We start from the raw sequence: 16,739 nt of genomic DNA on the forward strand, positions 1-16,739 counted from the left end.
CATTTATAGGTTTGGCTTTTAAACTAGAGCGCATTCAATCAAGGGTAATCGTCATGTTTGGTAAAATTGCACAGATGTTTAAAGGCAATAAAGCATCAGAACAACAGAATTTTATGAATGAACATGCCATGCAGATTGATTCTGAACAGGGTTTTATCATAGATGGGGTGGTGCTCAATGATTTAAACGAGCGTTTAGAGTATTTTTCAAATCGTGGTTTAAAAAGCTTTGATGATTTGCAGGCACTGTTTTACAAAAGCATTTTGATCAATGAAAAAATTGATTTAGAAATCGCCAGTCAACGCTACGTAGCACGTTTAGGCAATACTGAAGAAAATCTTCAGCAATTGAAGCATTATATTGCCATTTTAAACGACTATTATCGTCAGTTTATACGGGAAAAATAGAGCTTCATTTGCTGTATCTCGTTGAGCAATATATATGCACAGTGTAGAAAAAAGCCTGCCTGAATCCTCATAAAAATCCCGCCCAGTGGAAAAACATCATGCTAAGATAGTGTGATGTGTTCTAAACCAAAAAGCGATCTTCATGTTTCAGAATGAAATTTCTCAGCTTAATTTAAAACAACTTAAAACAAATGAAAAACGTTGGGTGGGCACATTACATGGCTCTGCCGCCGCCTTATTATTTAAAGAGATTGCCGAGAATTCGGATCGGCTGTTTGTATTGGTTGCGCGTAATAATCAGCATTTATCACAGCTTGAAACTGAACTGGAGTTCTATGGTTTAAAGCCGACGATTTTCCCTGATTGGGAAATTTTGCCCTATGATCGCCTGTCACCCCATCAAGACATTGCTTCAGAGCGTTTGTCTATACTGTCAAATATGCCGAAAACTGGCGTATTGCTGATTTCAAGCAATACATTGGCACAGCGTGTTGCACCGACATCATGGGTGTTGGGTGAGCATTTCGATATACATGTCGGGCAAAAATTTGATTTAGAACAACAGAAATTACGTTTGATTCAAGCCGGTTACCATTTGGTGGATACCGTCTACGATCATGGTGAATTCGCTGTACGTGGCAGTATCATGGATATTTATGCTTCCGGACAAGATGCACCAATTCGAATAGATTTATTTGATGACGAAATTGACACTTTAAAATTCTTTGATCCAGAAACGCAAAGAACCAGTACCAAAATTGAAAATTTCACCGTATTGCCAGCTAAAGAATTTCCGCTTAAAGAAGCACGCTCCATCTTTCGTGAGCGTTATGCAGAAACTTTTCCTACATCGAATGCGAAAAAGAATCCGATTTATCAAGATGTGATGGAAGGGATTGCTTCACCAGGCTTAGATTATTACTTCCCATTGTTCTTTGATGCTGAAGCAATGCAAACCCAAAGTAGCATTACTTCATACTTACCTCGTCATTCTGTTGTCATTACAGATAAGCAATTGGATGAGGGATTAACGAGCTTTTGGAAGGAAGTGTATCGACGTTATGAAGATCGTCGGCATAATGTGGATCAGCCCCTATTGCCGCCTGAGCAAATTTTCTTTCAACCCAATCAAGTCTTCGAGCAACTGAATCAATTTTCACGCATTATTGCTTCACCTGAGCCGATAGAAGACAAAGCCGGTGTCATTAATTTACAGACGGAAGAGTCGCCACGCTTACCTGTTGATCCAAAACATGAGCGACCTTTCCATCAGGTTAAACACTATATCGACATGGCCAATCATCCTGTGTTGTTGGTGGCTGAAAGTGCGGGTCGCCGTGAGTCATTAAAAGACTCACTCCGTGCCAGTATGGGAGAAATCCCTGTTGTAGAAAGCTACGCTGAATTTATTAAGCAAAAATACTCCGTTGCCATTACCAGTGCACCTTTAGAGCGTGGTTTGTTGGTCAAAGATCAACTGACGGTGATTTCTGAAAATCAGTTGTATGAACATCGTGTGGTGCAACGTCGTCGTAAGCGTCAACACGAAGTGTCAGAAGAGTTCTTGATTAAGAGCTTAACAGAATTGAGTTTAGGTTCGCCTGTGGTGCATATTGATCACGGCATTGGGCGTTATGCTGGATTAGTGACTTTAAGTATTGATGATCAAGATCATGAGTTTTTGCAACTTGATTATGCTGAAGGCGCCAAAGTATATGTGCCCGTGACCAATCTGCATTTGATTAGTCGTTACAGCGGTGGTGACCCTGATATGGCGCCCTTGCATAAATTGGGCACTGATGCATGGAGCAAGGCGAAACGTAAAGCCCTAGAGCAAATTCATGATGTCGCTGCTGAGTTATTGCATATTCAAGCACGTCGTAAAGCGAAGCCGGGCATTAGTTTTGAACTTGAGCAGAGTACTTATATGCAGTTTGCAGCCGGTTTTGCCTATGAGGAAACTTTGGATCAAGCCAATGCCATTGAAGCGACTTTGAGTGATATGCAACTGGCTAAGCCAATGGATCGTTTGGTCTGTGGTGATGTAGGCTTTGGTAAAACGGAAGTGGCAATGCGTGCTGCGTTCGTCGCAGTTCAAAACAATAAACAAGTCGCTGTTCTTGTGCCAACCACACTGTTAGCGCAACAGCATTTTGAGTCATTTAAAGATCGTTTTGCCGATTGGCCGATCCGTATTGAAGTCCTATCACGTTTTGGTTCTAATAAGGCTCATACCAAAACCATTGAGGATTTGATCGATGGCAAAGTCGATATTGTGATTGGTACACATAAAATTTTGCAGGAAAATGTCCAGTTTAAAAATTTGGGCTTAATGATAGTGGATGAAGAGCATCGCTTTGGCGTACGTGACAAAGAACGCATTAAAGCGATGCGTGCCGATGTGGATATGCTGACATTAACCGCAACGCCGATTCCTCGTACGCTGAATATGGCATTTTCAGGCATGCGTGATCTATCGATTATTGCCACACCACCAGCACGCCGTTTAGCAGTTAAAACCTTTGTGAATGAACAAACTGATGCCACCATGAAAGAAGCCATTTTACGAGAATTACTGCGTGGTGGTCAGGTGTATTTACTTCATAATGAAGTCGATACGATTGAGCGTGCAGCCGAAAATATTCGCAATTTGGTGCCTGAGGCACGTGTAGCTGTTGCCCATGGTCAGATGCGTGAGCGTGAACTCGAGCAAGTCATGCAACAGTTCTACCATAAAGAATATAACGTCTTGGTTTGTTCAACGATTATTGAAACCGGTATTGATGTTCCCAATGCCAACACCATTATTATCGAACGGGCAGACAAACTTGGTTTGGCACAGTTACATCAATTGCGTGGTCGTGTCGGACGTTCACATCATCAGGCCTATGCCTACATGATGGTACCGTCAATCAAAGGATTGAAAGGGGATGCAGAAAAACGACTAGATGCGATTCAACGTGCTTCGAATCTGGGCGCAGGTTTTATGTTGGCGACCGAGGATTTAGAGATTCGTGGTGCAGGTGAGTTGTTAGGTGAACAACAAAGTGGCTCCATGCATGCGATTGGTTATAGTCTGTATATGGAAATGCTTGAAAAAGCCACCAAAGCCATTCAGCAAGGTAAAACTCCGAACTTTGATGCGCCGTTGTCACTGACTGCTGAAATCAATTTACATATGCCAGCGTTAATTCCCGATGATTATTTGGGTGATGTGCATCAACGGTTATTGTTCTATAAACGTATCAGTAATACCGATAGCCAAGAAAAACTGGACCACATCCGTATGGAGTTGATCGATCGTTTTGGTATCCCGCCGATTCAAGTGAAACAATTGTTTAGTGTGCATCAACTGCGCATTAAAGCTGAACAATTGGGCATTACCAAAATTGATTTAAATGCCAATGGCGGTTATGTTGAATTTTCTCCTGAAACCCCTGTACAAGCGATCAGTATTATTCAGCTCATGCAAAAACATCCGACCTACTATCGTATGGAAGGCGGGCAACGTTTAAAAGTGATGGTGATGTTGGAAGAGCATGCCAAACGCATCCAGTTTGCTGATGATCTGATGAATATCTTGCTCAAGGGATTACATTGATCATTCACACAATGTACATGCCTGAAATTCAACTTAAACCTTTATTTGTGGTTATTTTTAATCCAAATAAAGGTTTGATTTATTTAAGGGATTGATTAAAGTATCGCTGAGATATAAATCAATTTTTTTTGTAAATCTTTTATATCAAAACACAATACTAATAATATTCAGGTCAAAACTGATGTGTTAGTATTAGTCATCAATTTCATTTTGCGTCATTTATAAATATATGTTTAGTTTGCATCCCCAACTTGCTCAAGATACGTTTTTTGTCGGCGACTTTCCGCTGTCTACATGTCGTTTAATGAATGATATGCAATTTCCGTGGCTGATTTTAATTCCACGTGTGCCGGGTATTACAGAATTATATGAACTGAGCCAAGCAGACCAAGAACAATTTTTAAGAGAATCGAGCTGGTTATCGAGCCAATTGTCGCGTGTTTTTCGTGCGGACAAAATGAACGTTGCAGCATTGGGTAATATGGTTCCTCAACTGCATTTCCATCATGTTGTACGTTACCAAAATGACTTGGCTTGGCCAAAACCAGTGTGGGGCGCTGCGCCTGCCATTCCTTATAGCAATGATGTTTTAGCGCATATGCGTCAAACTTTGATGCTTGCACTTCGTGGTCAAGGTGATATGCCATTTGATTGGCGTATGGACTAATTTTTAGCAACATTTGCAACAAACATTAGAAGAAAATCGTGTGAATTGAGGTAATAGAATTTGCCAATAGATCGTATGTTGGACAAGGAACCAAAGCAATTTGAAGTGCTCCAAAGGATAATGGGGTATTTGATGGTTGCACTTTTGGTTGTGATCTATTACTTCACATCACCGAATGCAAGTTATCAAATTGTTTTTCCTATTTTTGTTTTTTTTATTTTACTGATTATTCCACGTCTTTCACACGCCATACAATATAAATACGGCAGTAAAGTTCGCCGTAATGCATTTTTCTTTCTCGATATTATTGTTGTTTCATCGGCTTTATCAGCGGTACATTTAAGTTTGTTGGTGACCTTTGTCTTGGTGTTTGGGCTGGTCTATACGGTTTTTAACAATAAAATCTCGATGATGGTCGGTTCAGTTTCAATTTTGCTGGGCATTATTAGCTTTTATTTGAATACCATTTTTATTTATGGTTTTGAAGACTATTTTCAGCAAACCTCCATTGAACTGTCAGTTGTTTCTTGTTTATGTACGATCATTTTTGTCAATTTTGCTAATTATTATCAAAATCGTCGTATGAAAAACTTAGAAGGACAGCGTGAAAATTATTTTAAAGAAATGAATCGCTACATTGAGTTGTCCAATCAACTCAGCCGCTATGCGCCAATTCAATTGTGGCAATCGATTATGCGCGGTGAAACCGAAGCGAAGCTTGAATATAAACGTAAAAAGATCACCATTTTCTTCTCCGATATTCAAGGATTCACTGAGCTGTCCGAAACCCTGATCCCAGATGATTTGGCATTTGTACTGAATGATTATTTAAGTCATATGACTGAAATTGCCAAGCAGTATGGCGGAACGATCGATAAATTTATGGGGGATGCGATCCTGATTTTCTTTGGTGATCCGGATTCTCAAGGCGTTGAGCAAGATGCTAAAAATTGTATCGATATGGCAATGGCGATGCGTCAGCAAATGAAATTTTTGCGTGAACGTTGGGTGAAAATGGGTTATTCACCTTTGCATGTTCGTATGGGAATCAGTACCGGCTATTGTCACGTAGGCAACTATGGTGCGGTGCATCGTATGGCTTATACCATTGTCGGTCGTGATGCCAATCTTGCAGCGCGCTTACAAAGTGCAGCAGAAATTGACGAAATTTTGATTTCCGATGAAACCTATAAGATTGTTAAAAATCACTATCTTTGTGCACCACAAGCACCTATTGAATTAAAGGGAATTCAGGGTTCAGTGAAAAGTTGGCAGGTGATGGAGCGCTACAGTGCGCAAAAAGATACTCAGCAATGGTTTGATTTTGAGTATAAAGGTTTTCAGTTGGTGCTGAATCTTGAAGAAGTGCAAAACTATGAATATGCAGAATTGCTGTCTGTACTTGAAAAAATGATTGAGCGAATTAAGGTGCAACAAGACTTAACCAACAGTGGCGGAATTGTGAAACTAAATTTAGCGGACGAAGTAAAATAGATTTTATTATTATATTTTTTTAATTTAAGAAACAAAAAAGGTCACTTGAGGTGACCTTTTTTTCGATGAAAATCAGTATTTAATGATTTTCAGAGGCATGATTGATGGTGTATTTTGGAATTTCGACTTCTAAGTCATCATTCTCAATTTTGACTTGGCAAGACAAACGTGAATCAGGCTCTAGACCCCAAGCACGATCGAGAAGATCGGCTTCAACATCATTCATTTCTTCCAAGCCATCAAAACCTTTACGTACCACAACATGACAAGTCGTGCATGCTGCAGACATATCGCAAGCATGCTCAATTTTGATACCATTTTTCAATAGGCTTTCGCAAAGATTGGCATTTTGCTCAACTTCAAACTCAGCACCATTTGGGCAAATTTGCGCATGTGGGAGAACTTTAATACGTGGCATAATTTTTACCTATGTTTTAATTTGAGTTTGACCAATCGTCAAGCTTAGTACCTTTAAGTGCATGATCAATATGTTGATTCATACGTTTTGCAGCAAATTCATCACTATGAACTTTTAATGCTTCAACCGCTTGTTCAATTGCATCAATATCATCGGAAGCTAAAGTCACTTGAAGTTGAGATTTAGCTGCATTCAATGCGCTGAGTTCAGCTTCTGCCAACAGTGTAGCATCCACTTTCAACGCTTGTTCTAAAGCTTCAAGTTCACGTTGTGCTTCAACTTTGGTTTCCTGCAAATGACGCAATGCTTTGTCTTCTGAGGCAAATTGGAAACCTTCAAGAAGCAAACGTTCCATATCGCTATCTGACAATCCATAAGAAGGTTTAATATCAATTTGCGCAGAGACATTTGAAGTGGTTTCACGCGCAGACACAGAAAGCAAGCCATCCGCATCGACCTGATAAGTCACTTCAATACGTGCTTGACCGGCAGTCATTGGTGGAATACCACGAAGCACAAAACGGCCTAAGCTACGGCAATGCTCAACCAAGTCGCGTTCACCTTGCACGACATGGATCAACATCGCTGTTTGACCATCTTGATAAGTGGTGAATTCTTGACGACGTGCCACTGGAATTGCAGTATTACGTGAAATCAGACGTTCAACCAAGCCGCCCATAGTTTCAATACCCAAAGACAATGGCGTTACGTCTAAGAGCAAAGAGCCATCGGTTGAGTTGCCAATCAATTGATTGGCTGTAATCGAAGCTCCAATCGCAACGACTTCATCTGGGTTGATCGTGCACAGTGGCTCTTGATTAAACACTTCACGCACTGCCTTTTGCACGGCATAAGAACGGGTTGAACCACCGACCAAGACCACATTTTGAATATCATCGAGTTCAAGCTTAGCATCACGCATCACACGTTTACATACGCTAATGGTTTTGTCCAAAGCCACTTGAATAATCGATTCAAAACTAGGACGATCTAGTGTTAATTTTTGATCTAAAAGTTTGAGTTCAACTTGCTCAGCATCACTGAGCGCTTCTTTGGCTTGGCGTGCGGCAACAACAAAATGGGCAAATTCTGCATCATTCAGTGTTTCGATATTGAGCTGTTTCTTTGCCCATTTCACAATCAAACGATCTAAATCATCACCACCGAGTGCAGTATGTCCACCGGTTGCCAATACTTCGAATACACCTTGAGAGAAACGCAGAATTGAAACATCGAAAGTACCACCGCCCAAGTCATAGATCACATAATTGCGATCTGTGCTGAGATTGGTGTCTTGATCTAAACCATAAGCGACAGCAGCAGCAGTGGGTTCATTCAATAAACGTAATACATTTAATCCAGCCAACTGAGCAGCATCACGTGTTGCTTGGCGTTGTGCCTCGTCAAAATAAGCGGGAACAGTAATCACAGCACCATTGATTGGATTTTTTAAGCTGGCTTCAGCTCGGTCTTTTAACTGCTTTAAAATTTCAGCTGAAATTTCAACAGGTGTTTTACGACCTTGAGCGGTTTCAAATGCAGGCATTTGATTATCTTCACCCACAAGGGTGTAGGGGTGTTGGAATTTAATATCTGCTTTTGAACGACCCATAAAGCGCTTCACTGAAACAATGGTATTTTTTGGATCAGTGGTTAAAAATGGGTTAGCATCATAGCCAAAAGCAGTTGAATTATTAGAATAATGCACAACAGAAGGGAGTAACACACGACCTTTGTCATCATTTAAAACTTTCGCTTTCTGACAAAACTGTAGCAACCAGTGAGTGTGTTGTACCCAGGTCAATACCAATGGCAATGCGATGTTCATGTGGCGCACTTGATTGTCCAGGTTCCGCAATTTGCAAGAGTGCCATATGTTAAATCCCTAAAATATCAGTCAAAATTGTAAAATTAAAAATCATCATCTAAATCAAAATCTTCATCATCGAGCATACGATCTTCAGCTTTTAAAATGTCATTCATGACTTTTTGGAAGAAACGTAGTTTACGTACAGTGTCTCGTGACTCGGCCCAATCTTCATCTTGATAGTCAATTTTGAATTCGCGTACCAAGCCATCCATCCATTGTTGAACTTCAACTTTAAGTGAGTTCAAATCTTCAGGAGAAGACGCTTCATCAAGCTGCTCACGAATTTCCATTGCAGATTGTAAAAATTCAAAATCACCAATCGATTGATCGAGATGATAATCCTGTTTTTTGAGTGCCAGTAAATATCCTGCACGACTATCAACATTGGATAAAACTTTATAGGCTTGATTAATCTCACTGGATTTAATCATCGCTTGATTTTTATCTTCGGCTTTGTCTGGGTGATATTGTTGCTGCAATCTTAAAAAATTTGCTTTTAAAGTTGCTAAATCAATATCGAGTGCTACAGGGAGATCGAACAACTCAAAATGATTCATTGGGAAAAAATTCCAAGAAGATGATGTGAAAAAACGTGTAAATCATAAAATTAAAACAGTGTAGAACACTGTTTTAATTTGGAAAGATCGAGAAGGGGTTGATTATACAGTGAAAGATTCACCGCAACCACATTCGCCTTTCTTGTTTGGATTGTTAAATTCAAAGCCTTCATTGAGACCGTTTTTCACGTAGTCCATCTCCATACCTTCAAGATAAACTAAGCTTTTTGGGTCAACAAAAACTTTTACACCAAACTGCTCAAATACTTGGTCATGTACATCGACTTCATCAACGAACTCAAGTACATAAGCCAAGCCTGAACAACCCGAAGTTTTCACACCAATGCGAATACCTTCACCCTTACCGCGATTCGATAAATAATTGCTGATATGGGTTGCAGCATTTTCAGTTAAATTGATCATGAAAACTCCATTCAATCATCAAATAAAGCAAACTAATCTTAAGCTTTAGCTTTTTTGCTACGGTAATCTTCAACCGCTGCTTTGATTGCATCTTCTGCAAGTACAGAGCAGTGAACTTTAACAGGTGGAAGTGCAAGTTCGGTTGCAATATCAATGTTCTTGATCGCTTGTGCTTGATCTAAAGTTTTACCTTTTAACCATTCAGTCACAAGTGAGCTAGATGCAATTGCAGAACCACAACCATAAGTTTTGAAGCGTGCTTCTTCAATCACACCGTTGTCGTCTACTTGGATTTGAAGACGCATAACGTCGCCACATGCCGGAGCACCCACCATACCTGTACCAACATTTTCAGCATTTTTGTCTAAAACGCCTACATTACGAGGGTTTTCGTAATGGTCAATTACTTTTTCACTATAAGCCATGATGCGTCTCCAAAACTCGGGGTCAGCTAGATATCTAGATATATTGTTTAATATTGAGTCATCTCAAAGAATTTCAACGCTTTATTGGCAAAAGACTTTCAGTGAGATGCTCTCGTTCGTACGGTTTTAGTGTTCAGCCCATTCAACTTTAGACAAGTCGATGCCTTCTTTGAACATGTCCCAAAGTGGAGAAAGATCACGTAATTTCTCAACAGCAGCTTTGGTCACTTCAAGAACGTGGTCAATATCTTCTTCAGTGGTGTATTTGCCGAAGCTGAAACGAATTGAGCTATGTGCAAGTTCGTCTGATAAACCCAATGCACGAAGTACATAAGAGGGTTCAAGCGTTGCAGAAGTACATGCAGAACCAGAAGATACAGCCGCATCTTTCAATGCCATCATCAACGATTCACCTTCAACAAAGTTAAAGCTTACGTTTAAATAATTGGCAACGTTTTGTGTTGGGTGACCATTTAAGAATACTTGTTCAAGGCTTTGAACACCATTCCAAAGTTTGTCACGAAGTACACGGATACGCGCTTGTTCAGATGCAAGGTTTTTACCAGCAAGTTCAAACGCTTCACCCATACCAACGATTTGATGCGTAGCCAAAGTACCAGAGCGCATACCACGTTCATGACCGCCACCATGCATTTGCGCTTTAAGGCGAACACGTGGGCTACGGCGTACAAACAAGGCACCAATACCTTTAGGACCATAAATTTTGTGTGCAGAGAAACTCATCAAATCGACTTTCATGGTTGAAAGATCAATTTCAACTTTACCTGCAGCTTGTGCAGCATCGACATGGAAGTAAGTTTTGTTTGCGCGAGTCAATTCACCAATCGCCGCAACATCAGTCACAGTACCAATTTCATTGTTTACCATCATGAGGGAAACAAGAATGGTATCAGGACGAAGTGCAGCAGCCACCATCTCCGGAGTAATTAAACCTGTTTGTGGTTGTGGCTCTAAATAGGTAATTTCAAAGCCTTCTTCTTCTAATTCACGGCAAGTATCTAAAATTGCTTTATGCTCAATTTTACTTGTAATGATGTGTTTGCCTTTAGATGCATAGAACTGAGCAACACCTTTTAGTGCAAGGTTGTCTGATTCAGTCGCACCTGAAGTCCATACGATTTCGCGTGGATCAGCTTTAATTAAGTTCGCCACTTGTTCGCGAGCGTATTCAACTTTTTCTTCCGCTTGCCAGCCATAAGCATGTGAACGTGATGCAGCATTACCGAAGGTGCCATCAAATGTAAGGCACTCCATCATACGCTCAGCAACTTGAGGGTCGACAGGCGTCGTTGCAGCATAATCAAGATAAATTGGACGTTTCATGTCAAATACCTGTAACCGATAAAAGGGCTGAATCTAAAGGAGTTGTGGTTTGGCGAATCGACACAGTTTGTACGTTGTCGCGGGTCACCAAGTCAGCAAGTGAGATTTTAGCTAAATAATCGGCAATGTGAAGGGAGAGTTCTTGCCATAAATCGTGAGTTAGACACATTGCACCATTTTGGCAGTTGCCTTTGTGGTCACAACGTGTTGCATCAACAGTTTCGTTTACAGCTTCAATAATTTCTAACACAGTAATGTCTTCAGCACTACGCGCTAAATGGTAACCACCATTTGCACCACGCACACTTGAAACCAGACCATGGCGTTTCAATTTTGCAAATAATTGCTCAAGATAAGCTACAGATATAGTTTGTCGTGCAGCAATTTCTGCTAACGTAATCGTCTGCTCAGCGGGCTGCAAAGCTAAATCAAGTAATGCAGTCACTGCGTAGCGACCGCGAGTGGTAAGGCGCATGATTCGATACACATGTAAGACTAGATGTACGAATTTTATGAATCCTGACTAAATTAGTCAAGTTTTATTTACAATATCCTACTAAAGTAGTCGGGATTATTTGAATCAATTTTAAATCTTGTTTTTATTGGAATTAATAAAATTTCTGCGCCAAATTATACACCACTAAAGCGACAAATAATACTAAAGTAATAGCAAATGCAATATTAATACGCTTTTGGGTGCTTTGCATGCGACGAATGCGGTTTTTATACTGCTTTACTTCGACTTGCAGGGTATTAATTTTTGAGCGTTGCAAATCAATTTTTTCCAATAATGGAGCAATGCGTTTTTTAGATGCAATGGTTTGCGCATCATCATCTGAGTTGCTGAGCCATTGTTTCCAATCAGACAATAGCTTCGGTGTGCTTAGGTGTAAAGCCAAGTCACGAAACTCATCTTTAAGCGTATGGTCGCCTTCAATGCGCATTTTTTTCAAACTACGGCGATTAGCAAAAACAAAAATCTGAATGAAATCAACGAGTGTACTACTTACAGTCAAATCGACGGCTTTTTCAGGCGCTTTTAAATCAAACAAAATCCCTTTGTCCGTAAACTGAACATAGAAGTCAAAATAAGGGATATAGCTGTTCATTTTTATAGTAATTTGTTGTTCGACGAATTTCTTGGCTTGAAGGCGAACAACACGGTCATGCTTTAAAACAAACGAATAAAAAGTTTCTAATAAAACCATGGCAATGTTAAGCAACAAACGGGTATGACCTTGTTGTTGTTGCGATTCACTCATAAAAAAGTCCTATTAAAAGATATAAAATCGGTATTGCTCTATCGTCGGTGCTGAAATCCTACACCAAATTGAATTTATCTGTGCTTTGTAGAACAGTTTTTCAAAAGGTTCAAGCGCTTAATTTGATAATATTAATGTATTTTATGCATATTTAGGCGTTTGGGCCTTTAAAATATACAGGAGTCGTACGGTGAAGCAAGAGATCGATAACAATAATGAACATGGAAGCACAAAAAAAGAAAATGGATCTACTCAACTGAAATCTAAATCTCAACGTAAATCAACCTTAGATTTTCGAAAATATACTAAGCAAATTTGGTTGGCCGGTTTAGGCGCGTTTTCCCGCGCTGAAGAAGAAGGCAATAAAATGTTTGATTCTTTGGTTAAAGTCGGTGAAGAGCTTGAGTCAAGAACAGTTGAGTTGACCGACCAAACTGTGACCAAGGTCGCTGAGAAGACCAAAGAGTCAGTCACAGACACCAAAGATAAAGTTGAGAAACTACTTGATCATGGGGTCAGTACATCGTTAAATAAGATTGGCTTGGCGACAGCAAAAGATTTGCAACACTTGGAAGGGTTGATTTTAGCTCTAACCAATAAGGTGGATGCCTTGGTGGAAGAAAACAAAAAATTGAATGCACAACTCGAAAAAAAATGATTTAAATCTCTACAAAATGAAGTTTTTATCATTTTTTGCCAGTTATTTTAATCAAATGCACTCGAGTAGTCTTGCGTTTCCCCCCAAAGCATTGCTATAAAGTCGTCATGGCCTTTTTTAACTTAGCCTTGGATTTTAAACAAACGTATAAGAGGACGAAATCTTCATGAATAAATCAGAATTGATCGACGCGATTGCAGAGAAAGGGGGATTGTCTAAGACTGATGCAGGTAAAGCATTGGACGCGACTATTGCTTCAATTGGTGAAGCGTTGAAAAAAGGCGATACAGTAACTTTAGTTGGTTTTGGTACTTTCAGTGTTAAAGATCGCGCGGCACGTACTGGCCGTAATCCTAAAACAGGTGAAGAACTTCAAATTAAAGCAAGCAAAGTGCCGAGCTTCAAAGCAGGTAAAGGCTTGAAAGATTCTGTTGCTTAATAGACTCTTATCCTAAAAGACGCGCCGATCAGGCGCGTTTTTTATGAAATCATAAAATAACCTACAGATATGATTCATTCAGTTTTGAATATCAGTTAGAATCCCTCTGAAATAAAATTTTGGAATACTCATGGAAACGTTTCGTAGACTCATTCGGGGTTGGCTGGGCAAAGTCCTATTAGCATTATTCTTGTTGCCATTGGCTTTTGCAGGTATGGAAAGCTTATTTGGTGGGGGTAAAAAAGAAGGTATTGCCAAATCCGTGAATGACGTAGACATTTCTGATAAAGAATTAGAAGCGCAAACAAAAAATTATAACGATCAATATTTGCAAATGGTTCAGGGCGATGAATCGTTATTAAATCAAGACGTCATCCGTAAAGCGGCTTTAGACAGTTTAGTCGATCGTGCCTTACTGATTCAGCAAGCGCAAAAATTAGGGATTACCTTAAGTGATGCACAAATTGAGCAAATGATTGCACAGCAACCGAGCTTGCAAGTGAATGGTCAATTCGATCAAAAGTCTTATGAAAACTATTTGCGTTCTATTGGCATGACCAGTCAGGGTCTGATTAGCAATATTCGTCAAGACCATGGTTTGAAAATGCTTACCACAGCCATTACTGACAATTCTTTGGTAAGTCCTGTTGATATTCAACAAATTTCAAATTTGCAATCTGAACAACGTGATCTTTATTTATCATCAGTTAAACTAGATGATTATAAAAAATCCGTCAAAGTGAGCAACCAAGAAATTGCTGACTATTACAAAAAGCATTCGAATAAATTCAAGCAATTGGCTTCTGTGGATGTGGATTATTTGGTGGTTACACCAGCAATGGTGTCACAAGCCAACACCGCTGTAACAGATGCTGAATTACAGCAAGCTTATAATGATTTTGTCGCTGCCCAGAAGAAAAATGCGCAAACTGAAGTCAAGCATATTCTGATTACGAAAGAAAATCGTACACCCGCTGAAGCTCAAAAATTGGCAAATGATGTTTATGCCAAAATTCAGGCAGGCATGAGTTTTGCTGCCGCAGCGGCACAGTACTCTGAAGACACGGGTTCGAAAACGACGGGTGGTGTGGTTGATGGTTATCAGCCGGGTGTGTTTGGTAAATCTTTTGATGACACAGTAGCTCAAGCGAAAGGTCAAGTGTCTAAACCAGTAAAAACAGACTTTGGTTATCATATTATTTCTGCCCATGCTCAAGCGGTTAATGTGCCGAGCTTTGAAGCTGAAAAAGCACGTTTAACAGCTGAAGTAACCAAATCTAAAAATGCCAATGTCTATGCGGATGCGATTAACAGCTTAAATGAGTTGGTGGTCGGTGCTGATGCATTGGATGTGGTTTCACAAGAAGTGAAAACAGCCAAAGTATTGACTGCTAAAGCGGTGACTCTAGGCACCAATAATGCTGTTTTGGCTGATCCAGCGGTAAAAGCAAAATTGTTCAGCGAAGATGTCAAAGCAGGTGATCGTAATGCCTCAAGCAACATTCAAATGGCGAATGGTGATACCGTTTGGATTAAAGTGCGCAACTATCATGCTGCTGGTGTTCAACCTTTAAATGTCGCTACGCCTCGTGTAAAGCAAGCATTGATCAATCAAAAAGCTTTCAATGCAGCCAAAGCGCAAATTGCAACGATGTTGGCTGATTTCAAAACCATGCCTGCTCAAGCAGCTTTGGCGAAACATTCAAAATCATTTGAACATGCCGGTGTATTTACACGTTCACAAGGTTTAAAACGTGAAATTGAGCGTGCTGCATTTGCTGCGCCTACACCGAAAGCGGGCATGTGGTCGTTAACGACTGCGGCATTACCAAATGAAATGGTGATTGTAGCTGTGGCATCGGTTAAAAAACCAGATGTGGCATCGTTGTCGGCTGAACAAACGCAACAATTGCAAAACTTGTATCAAGGTTACCGTGGCACTGAGTTGTTAAAAGATTATGCTGAATATTTAAAATCTCAAGCAAAAATCAAGTAACAACAATGCTTAAAGCTGTTCTTAACAGTAAATCTAAAAAAAGCGCTTCGGCGCTTTTTTTTTAATTTCGATTTGATTTAACGTTATTCCGTTAGTTGGGTTTGTGATTGCTGACGATATAAGCTTGGGCTTAGACCGTAGTGTTTTTTAAAGACCTGACTAAAGGCGGTTTCTGAGTTGTAACCGACTTGATGAGCAATGTGTTGAATGGAAAGTTGTCCATTTCTGAGCATTTGACTGGCCAAGCGGAGTCGATGCTGCTGTAAATAAGCCAAAGGTGTTTCTCCGACTATTTCATTAAACAGTTGCGCAAACTTAGAACGCGACATAAAACAGCGTTCTGCCAAACTTTCTACTGTCCAAGCGCGTTCAGGATGACCATGAATCATATTAAATGCAGCACTCAGTTCTGGATGGGTCAGTGCAGTCAGCCAATTGTTTGGATCGTTTAAATTGGCAATATAATCACGAATACACTCAATCAGCATGATGCTGACCAAATGATCCATAATTTTATGTCGCCCGGCTTGTTTACGTTTGGTTTCTTCGGCAACGAAATACAAGCCTATACGTAACCATTCAGGTTCTTGAGCATTTAAAGCATTCTTGAGATGTAAATAAGTCGGTAAAGCATGAATAAGCGGGCTTGCCATGACGCTGTCCATCTTAGAGCGAATGGTAAAAATCAAAGAACGCTGGTGCGACTTAGCTGTTGCGTGGTCTTCTGCGTTATGGGTATTCGATTTAGATGGCGTGGTTTTATTTTGAGCTTGTCTTTGGTGTCCCAAATGAATCGCATCGTCACGTAAGCCGCTAAATAAAGGCTCAATATCCACAGCCTCGAGTAAGGTCTCTTGACTTTGACTTTTACCTACATGCGCCATTCCTGAGGGAATAATCAGCATATCGCCCGTGTTTAAATGCACGTGTTGTCTATTATCAAAGTGAATATGCAGTTCACCAAACATCACAATATGACAGATCAATGCGGATTGAGCAGGAGAACGAAAAGTCCATTCTCCTTGAGTTTGTAAATACAGATATTCTGTGTTTTTTAAATGAATATCTTCAAGAACTTGGCTCAGTGCATCCATTGATTGATTATTTTCCTATTTATAATGAACATCTTAGTGTTTTCAATGTTGATAAAAATGTGTTTTTAGGTCAAAAAACCATCT

At 40.0% G+C, this 16,739-nt stretch carries 15 protein-coding genes and 1 pseudogene; 7 read left to right on the forward strand and 9 right to left on the reverse strand.

Features of this window, described 5'->3' with window-relative positions; genetic code table 11:
* Nucleotides 1-53 precede the first annotated feature (53 nt).
* From G8D99_RS07175 to G8D99_RS07190, 4 genes are all read left to right on the forward strand, one after another.
* A complete protein-coding gene (locus tag G8D99_RS07175) occupies nt 54-407 on the forward strand; it encodes a hypothetical protein (protein ID WP_166327593.1) in 354 nt (117 codons plus the stop codon).
* 142 nt (nt 408-549) lie between these two features.
* Nucleotides 550-4,008: a transcription-repair coupling factor gene (gene mfd / locus G8D99_RS07180; RefSeq protein WP_166323933.1), complete on the forward strand. Its 3,459-nt coding sequence runs from the start codon at nt 550-552 to the stop codon at nt 4,006-4,008.
* A 229-nt stretch (nt 4,009-4,237) separates the two neighbouring features.
* Nucleotides 4,238-4,675: an HIT domain-containing protein gene (locus G8D99_RS07185; RefSeq protein WP_166323935.1), complete on the forward strand. Its 438-nt coding sequence runs from the start codon at nt 4,238-4,240 to the stop codon at nt 4,673-4,675.
* 60 nt (nt 4,676-4,735) lie between these two features.
* Complete coding sequence (locus G8D99_RS07190; RefSeq protein WP_166323937.1) at nt 4,736-6,169, forward strand: adenylate/guanylate cyclase domain-containing protein; 1,434 nt, start codon at nt 4,736-4,738, stop codon at nt 6,167-6,169.
* Nucleotides 6,170-6,248: 79 nt separating this feature from the next.
* Here the strand turns inward: G8D99_RS07190 and fdx are convergent, their stop codons facing one another.
* From fdx to G8D99_RS07230, 8 genes and pseudogenes are all read right to left on the reverse strand, one after another.
* Nucleotides 6,249-6,587 (reverse strand): ISC system 2Fe-2S type ferredoxin, encoded by a 339-nt coding sequence (fdx, locus tag G8D99_RS07195; protein ID WP_166323939.1) that lies wholly within the window; start codon nt 6,585-6,587, stop codon nt 6,249-6,251.
* 16 nt (nt 6,588-6,603) lie between these two features.
* Nucleotides 6,604-8,461: pseudogene (gene hscA / locus G8D99_RS07200) on the reverse strand (Fe-S protein assembly chaperone HscA).
* 37 nt (nt 8,462-8,498) lie between these two features.
* Nucleotides 8,499-9,014 carry a Fe-S protein assembly co-chaperone HscB gene (gene hscB, locus G8D99_RS07205; protein WP_166323941.1) on the reverse strand — a complete coding sequence of 172 codons (516 nt, stop codon included), beginning with the start codon at nt 9,012-9,014 and terminating at the stop codon, nt 8,499-8,501.
* 102 nt (nt 9,015-9,116) lie between these two features.
* Nucleotides 9,117-9,437: an iron-sulfur cluster assembly protein IscA gene (iscA, locus tag G8D99_RS07210; RefSeq protein ID WP_166323943.1), complete on the reverse strand. Its 321-nt coding sequence runs from the start codon at nt 9,435-9,437 to the stop codon at nt 9,117-9,119.
* A 38-nt stretch (nt 9,438-9,475) separates the two neighbouring features.
* Nucleotides 9,476-9,862: a Fe-S cluster assembly scaffold IscU gene (gene iscU, locus G8D99_RS07215; RefSeq protein WP_111857964.1), complete on the reverse strand. Its 387-nt coding sequence runs from the start codon at nt 9,860-9,862 to the stop codon at nt 9,476-9,478.
* A gap of 126 nt (nt 9,863-9,988) precedes the next feature.
* On the reverse strand, nt 9,989-11,206 hold the full coding sequence (locus G8D99_RS07220) for an IscS subfamily cysteine desulfurase (protein ID WP_166323945.1): 1,218 nt from the start codon (nt 11,204-11,206) through the stop codon (nt 9,989-9,991).
* A 1-nt stretch (nt 11,207) separates the two neighbouring features.
* Entirely contained in the window at nt 11,208-11,681 is a 474-nt protein-coding gene (locus G8D99_RS07225) for an Rrf2 family transcriptional regulator (RefSeq protein ID WP_166323947.1), read from the reverse strand.
* Between the two features lie 133 nt (nt 11,682-11,814).
* Nucleotides 11,815-12,468, reverse strand: a complete 654-nt coding sequence (locus G8D99_RS07230; RefSeq protein ID WP_166323949.1) for a hypothetical protein — start codon at nt 12,466-12,468, stop codon at nt 11,815-11,817.
* 202 nt (nt 12,469-12,670) lie between these two features.
* On the opposite strand from G8D99_RS07230, the gene G8D99_RS07235 reads away from it, so the two are divergent.
* From G8D99_RS07235 to G8D99_RS07245, 3 genes are all read left to right on the forward strand, one after another.
* Nucleotides 12,671-13,126, forward strand: coding sequence for a phasin family protein (locus G8D99_RS07235; RefSeq protein WP_166327595.1), 456 nt, complete (start codon nt 12,671-12,673; stop codon nt 13,124-13,126).
* A 166-nt stretch (nt 13,127-13,292) separates the two neighbouring features.
* The gene (locus G8D99_RS07240; RefSeq protein WP_067659107.1) at nt 13,293-13,565 is read left to right on the forward strand and encodes an HU family DNA-binding protein; all 273 of its coding nucleotides are present in this window, start codon (nt 13,293-13,295) and stop codon (nt 13,563-13,565) included.
* Nucleotides 13,566-13,695: 130 nt separating this feature from the next.
* On the forward strand, nt 13,696-15,561 hold the full coding sequence (locus tag G8D99_RS07245) for a SurA N-terminal domain-containing protein (RefSeq protein ID WP_166323951.1): 1,866 nt from the start codon (nt 13,696-13,698) through the stop codon (nt 15,559-15,561).
* A gap of 83 nt (nt 15,562-15,644) precedes the next feature.
* On the opposite strand, the gene G8D99_RS07250 is transcribed toward G8D99_RS07245, so the two are convergent.
* A complete protein-coding gene (locus G8D99_RS07250; protein ID WP_166323953.1) occupies nt 15,645-16,655 on the reverse strand; it encodes an AraC family transcriptional regulator in 1,011 nt (336 codons plus the stop codon).
* Between the last annotated feature and the right edge of the window lie 84 nt (nt 16,656-16,739).

The sequence above is a fragment of the Acinetobacter lanii genome (assembly GCF_011578285.1).
GTDB lineage: Bacteria > Pseudomonadota > Gammaproteobacteria > Pseudomonadales > Moraxellaceae > Acinetobacter > Acinetobacter lanii.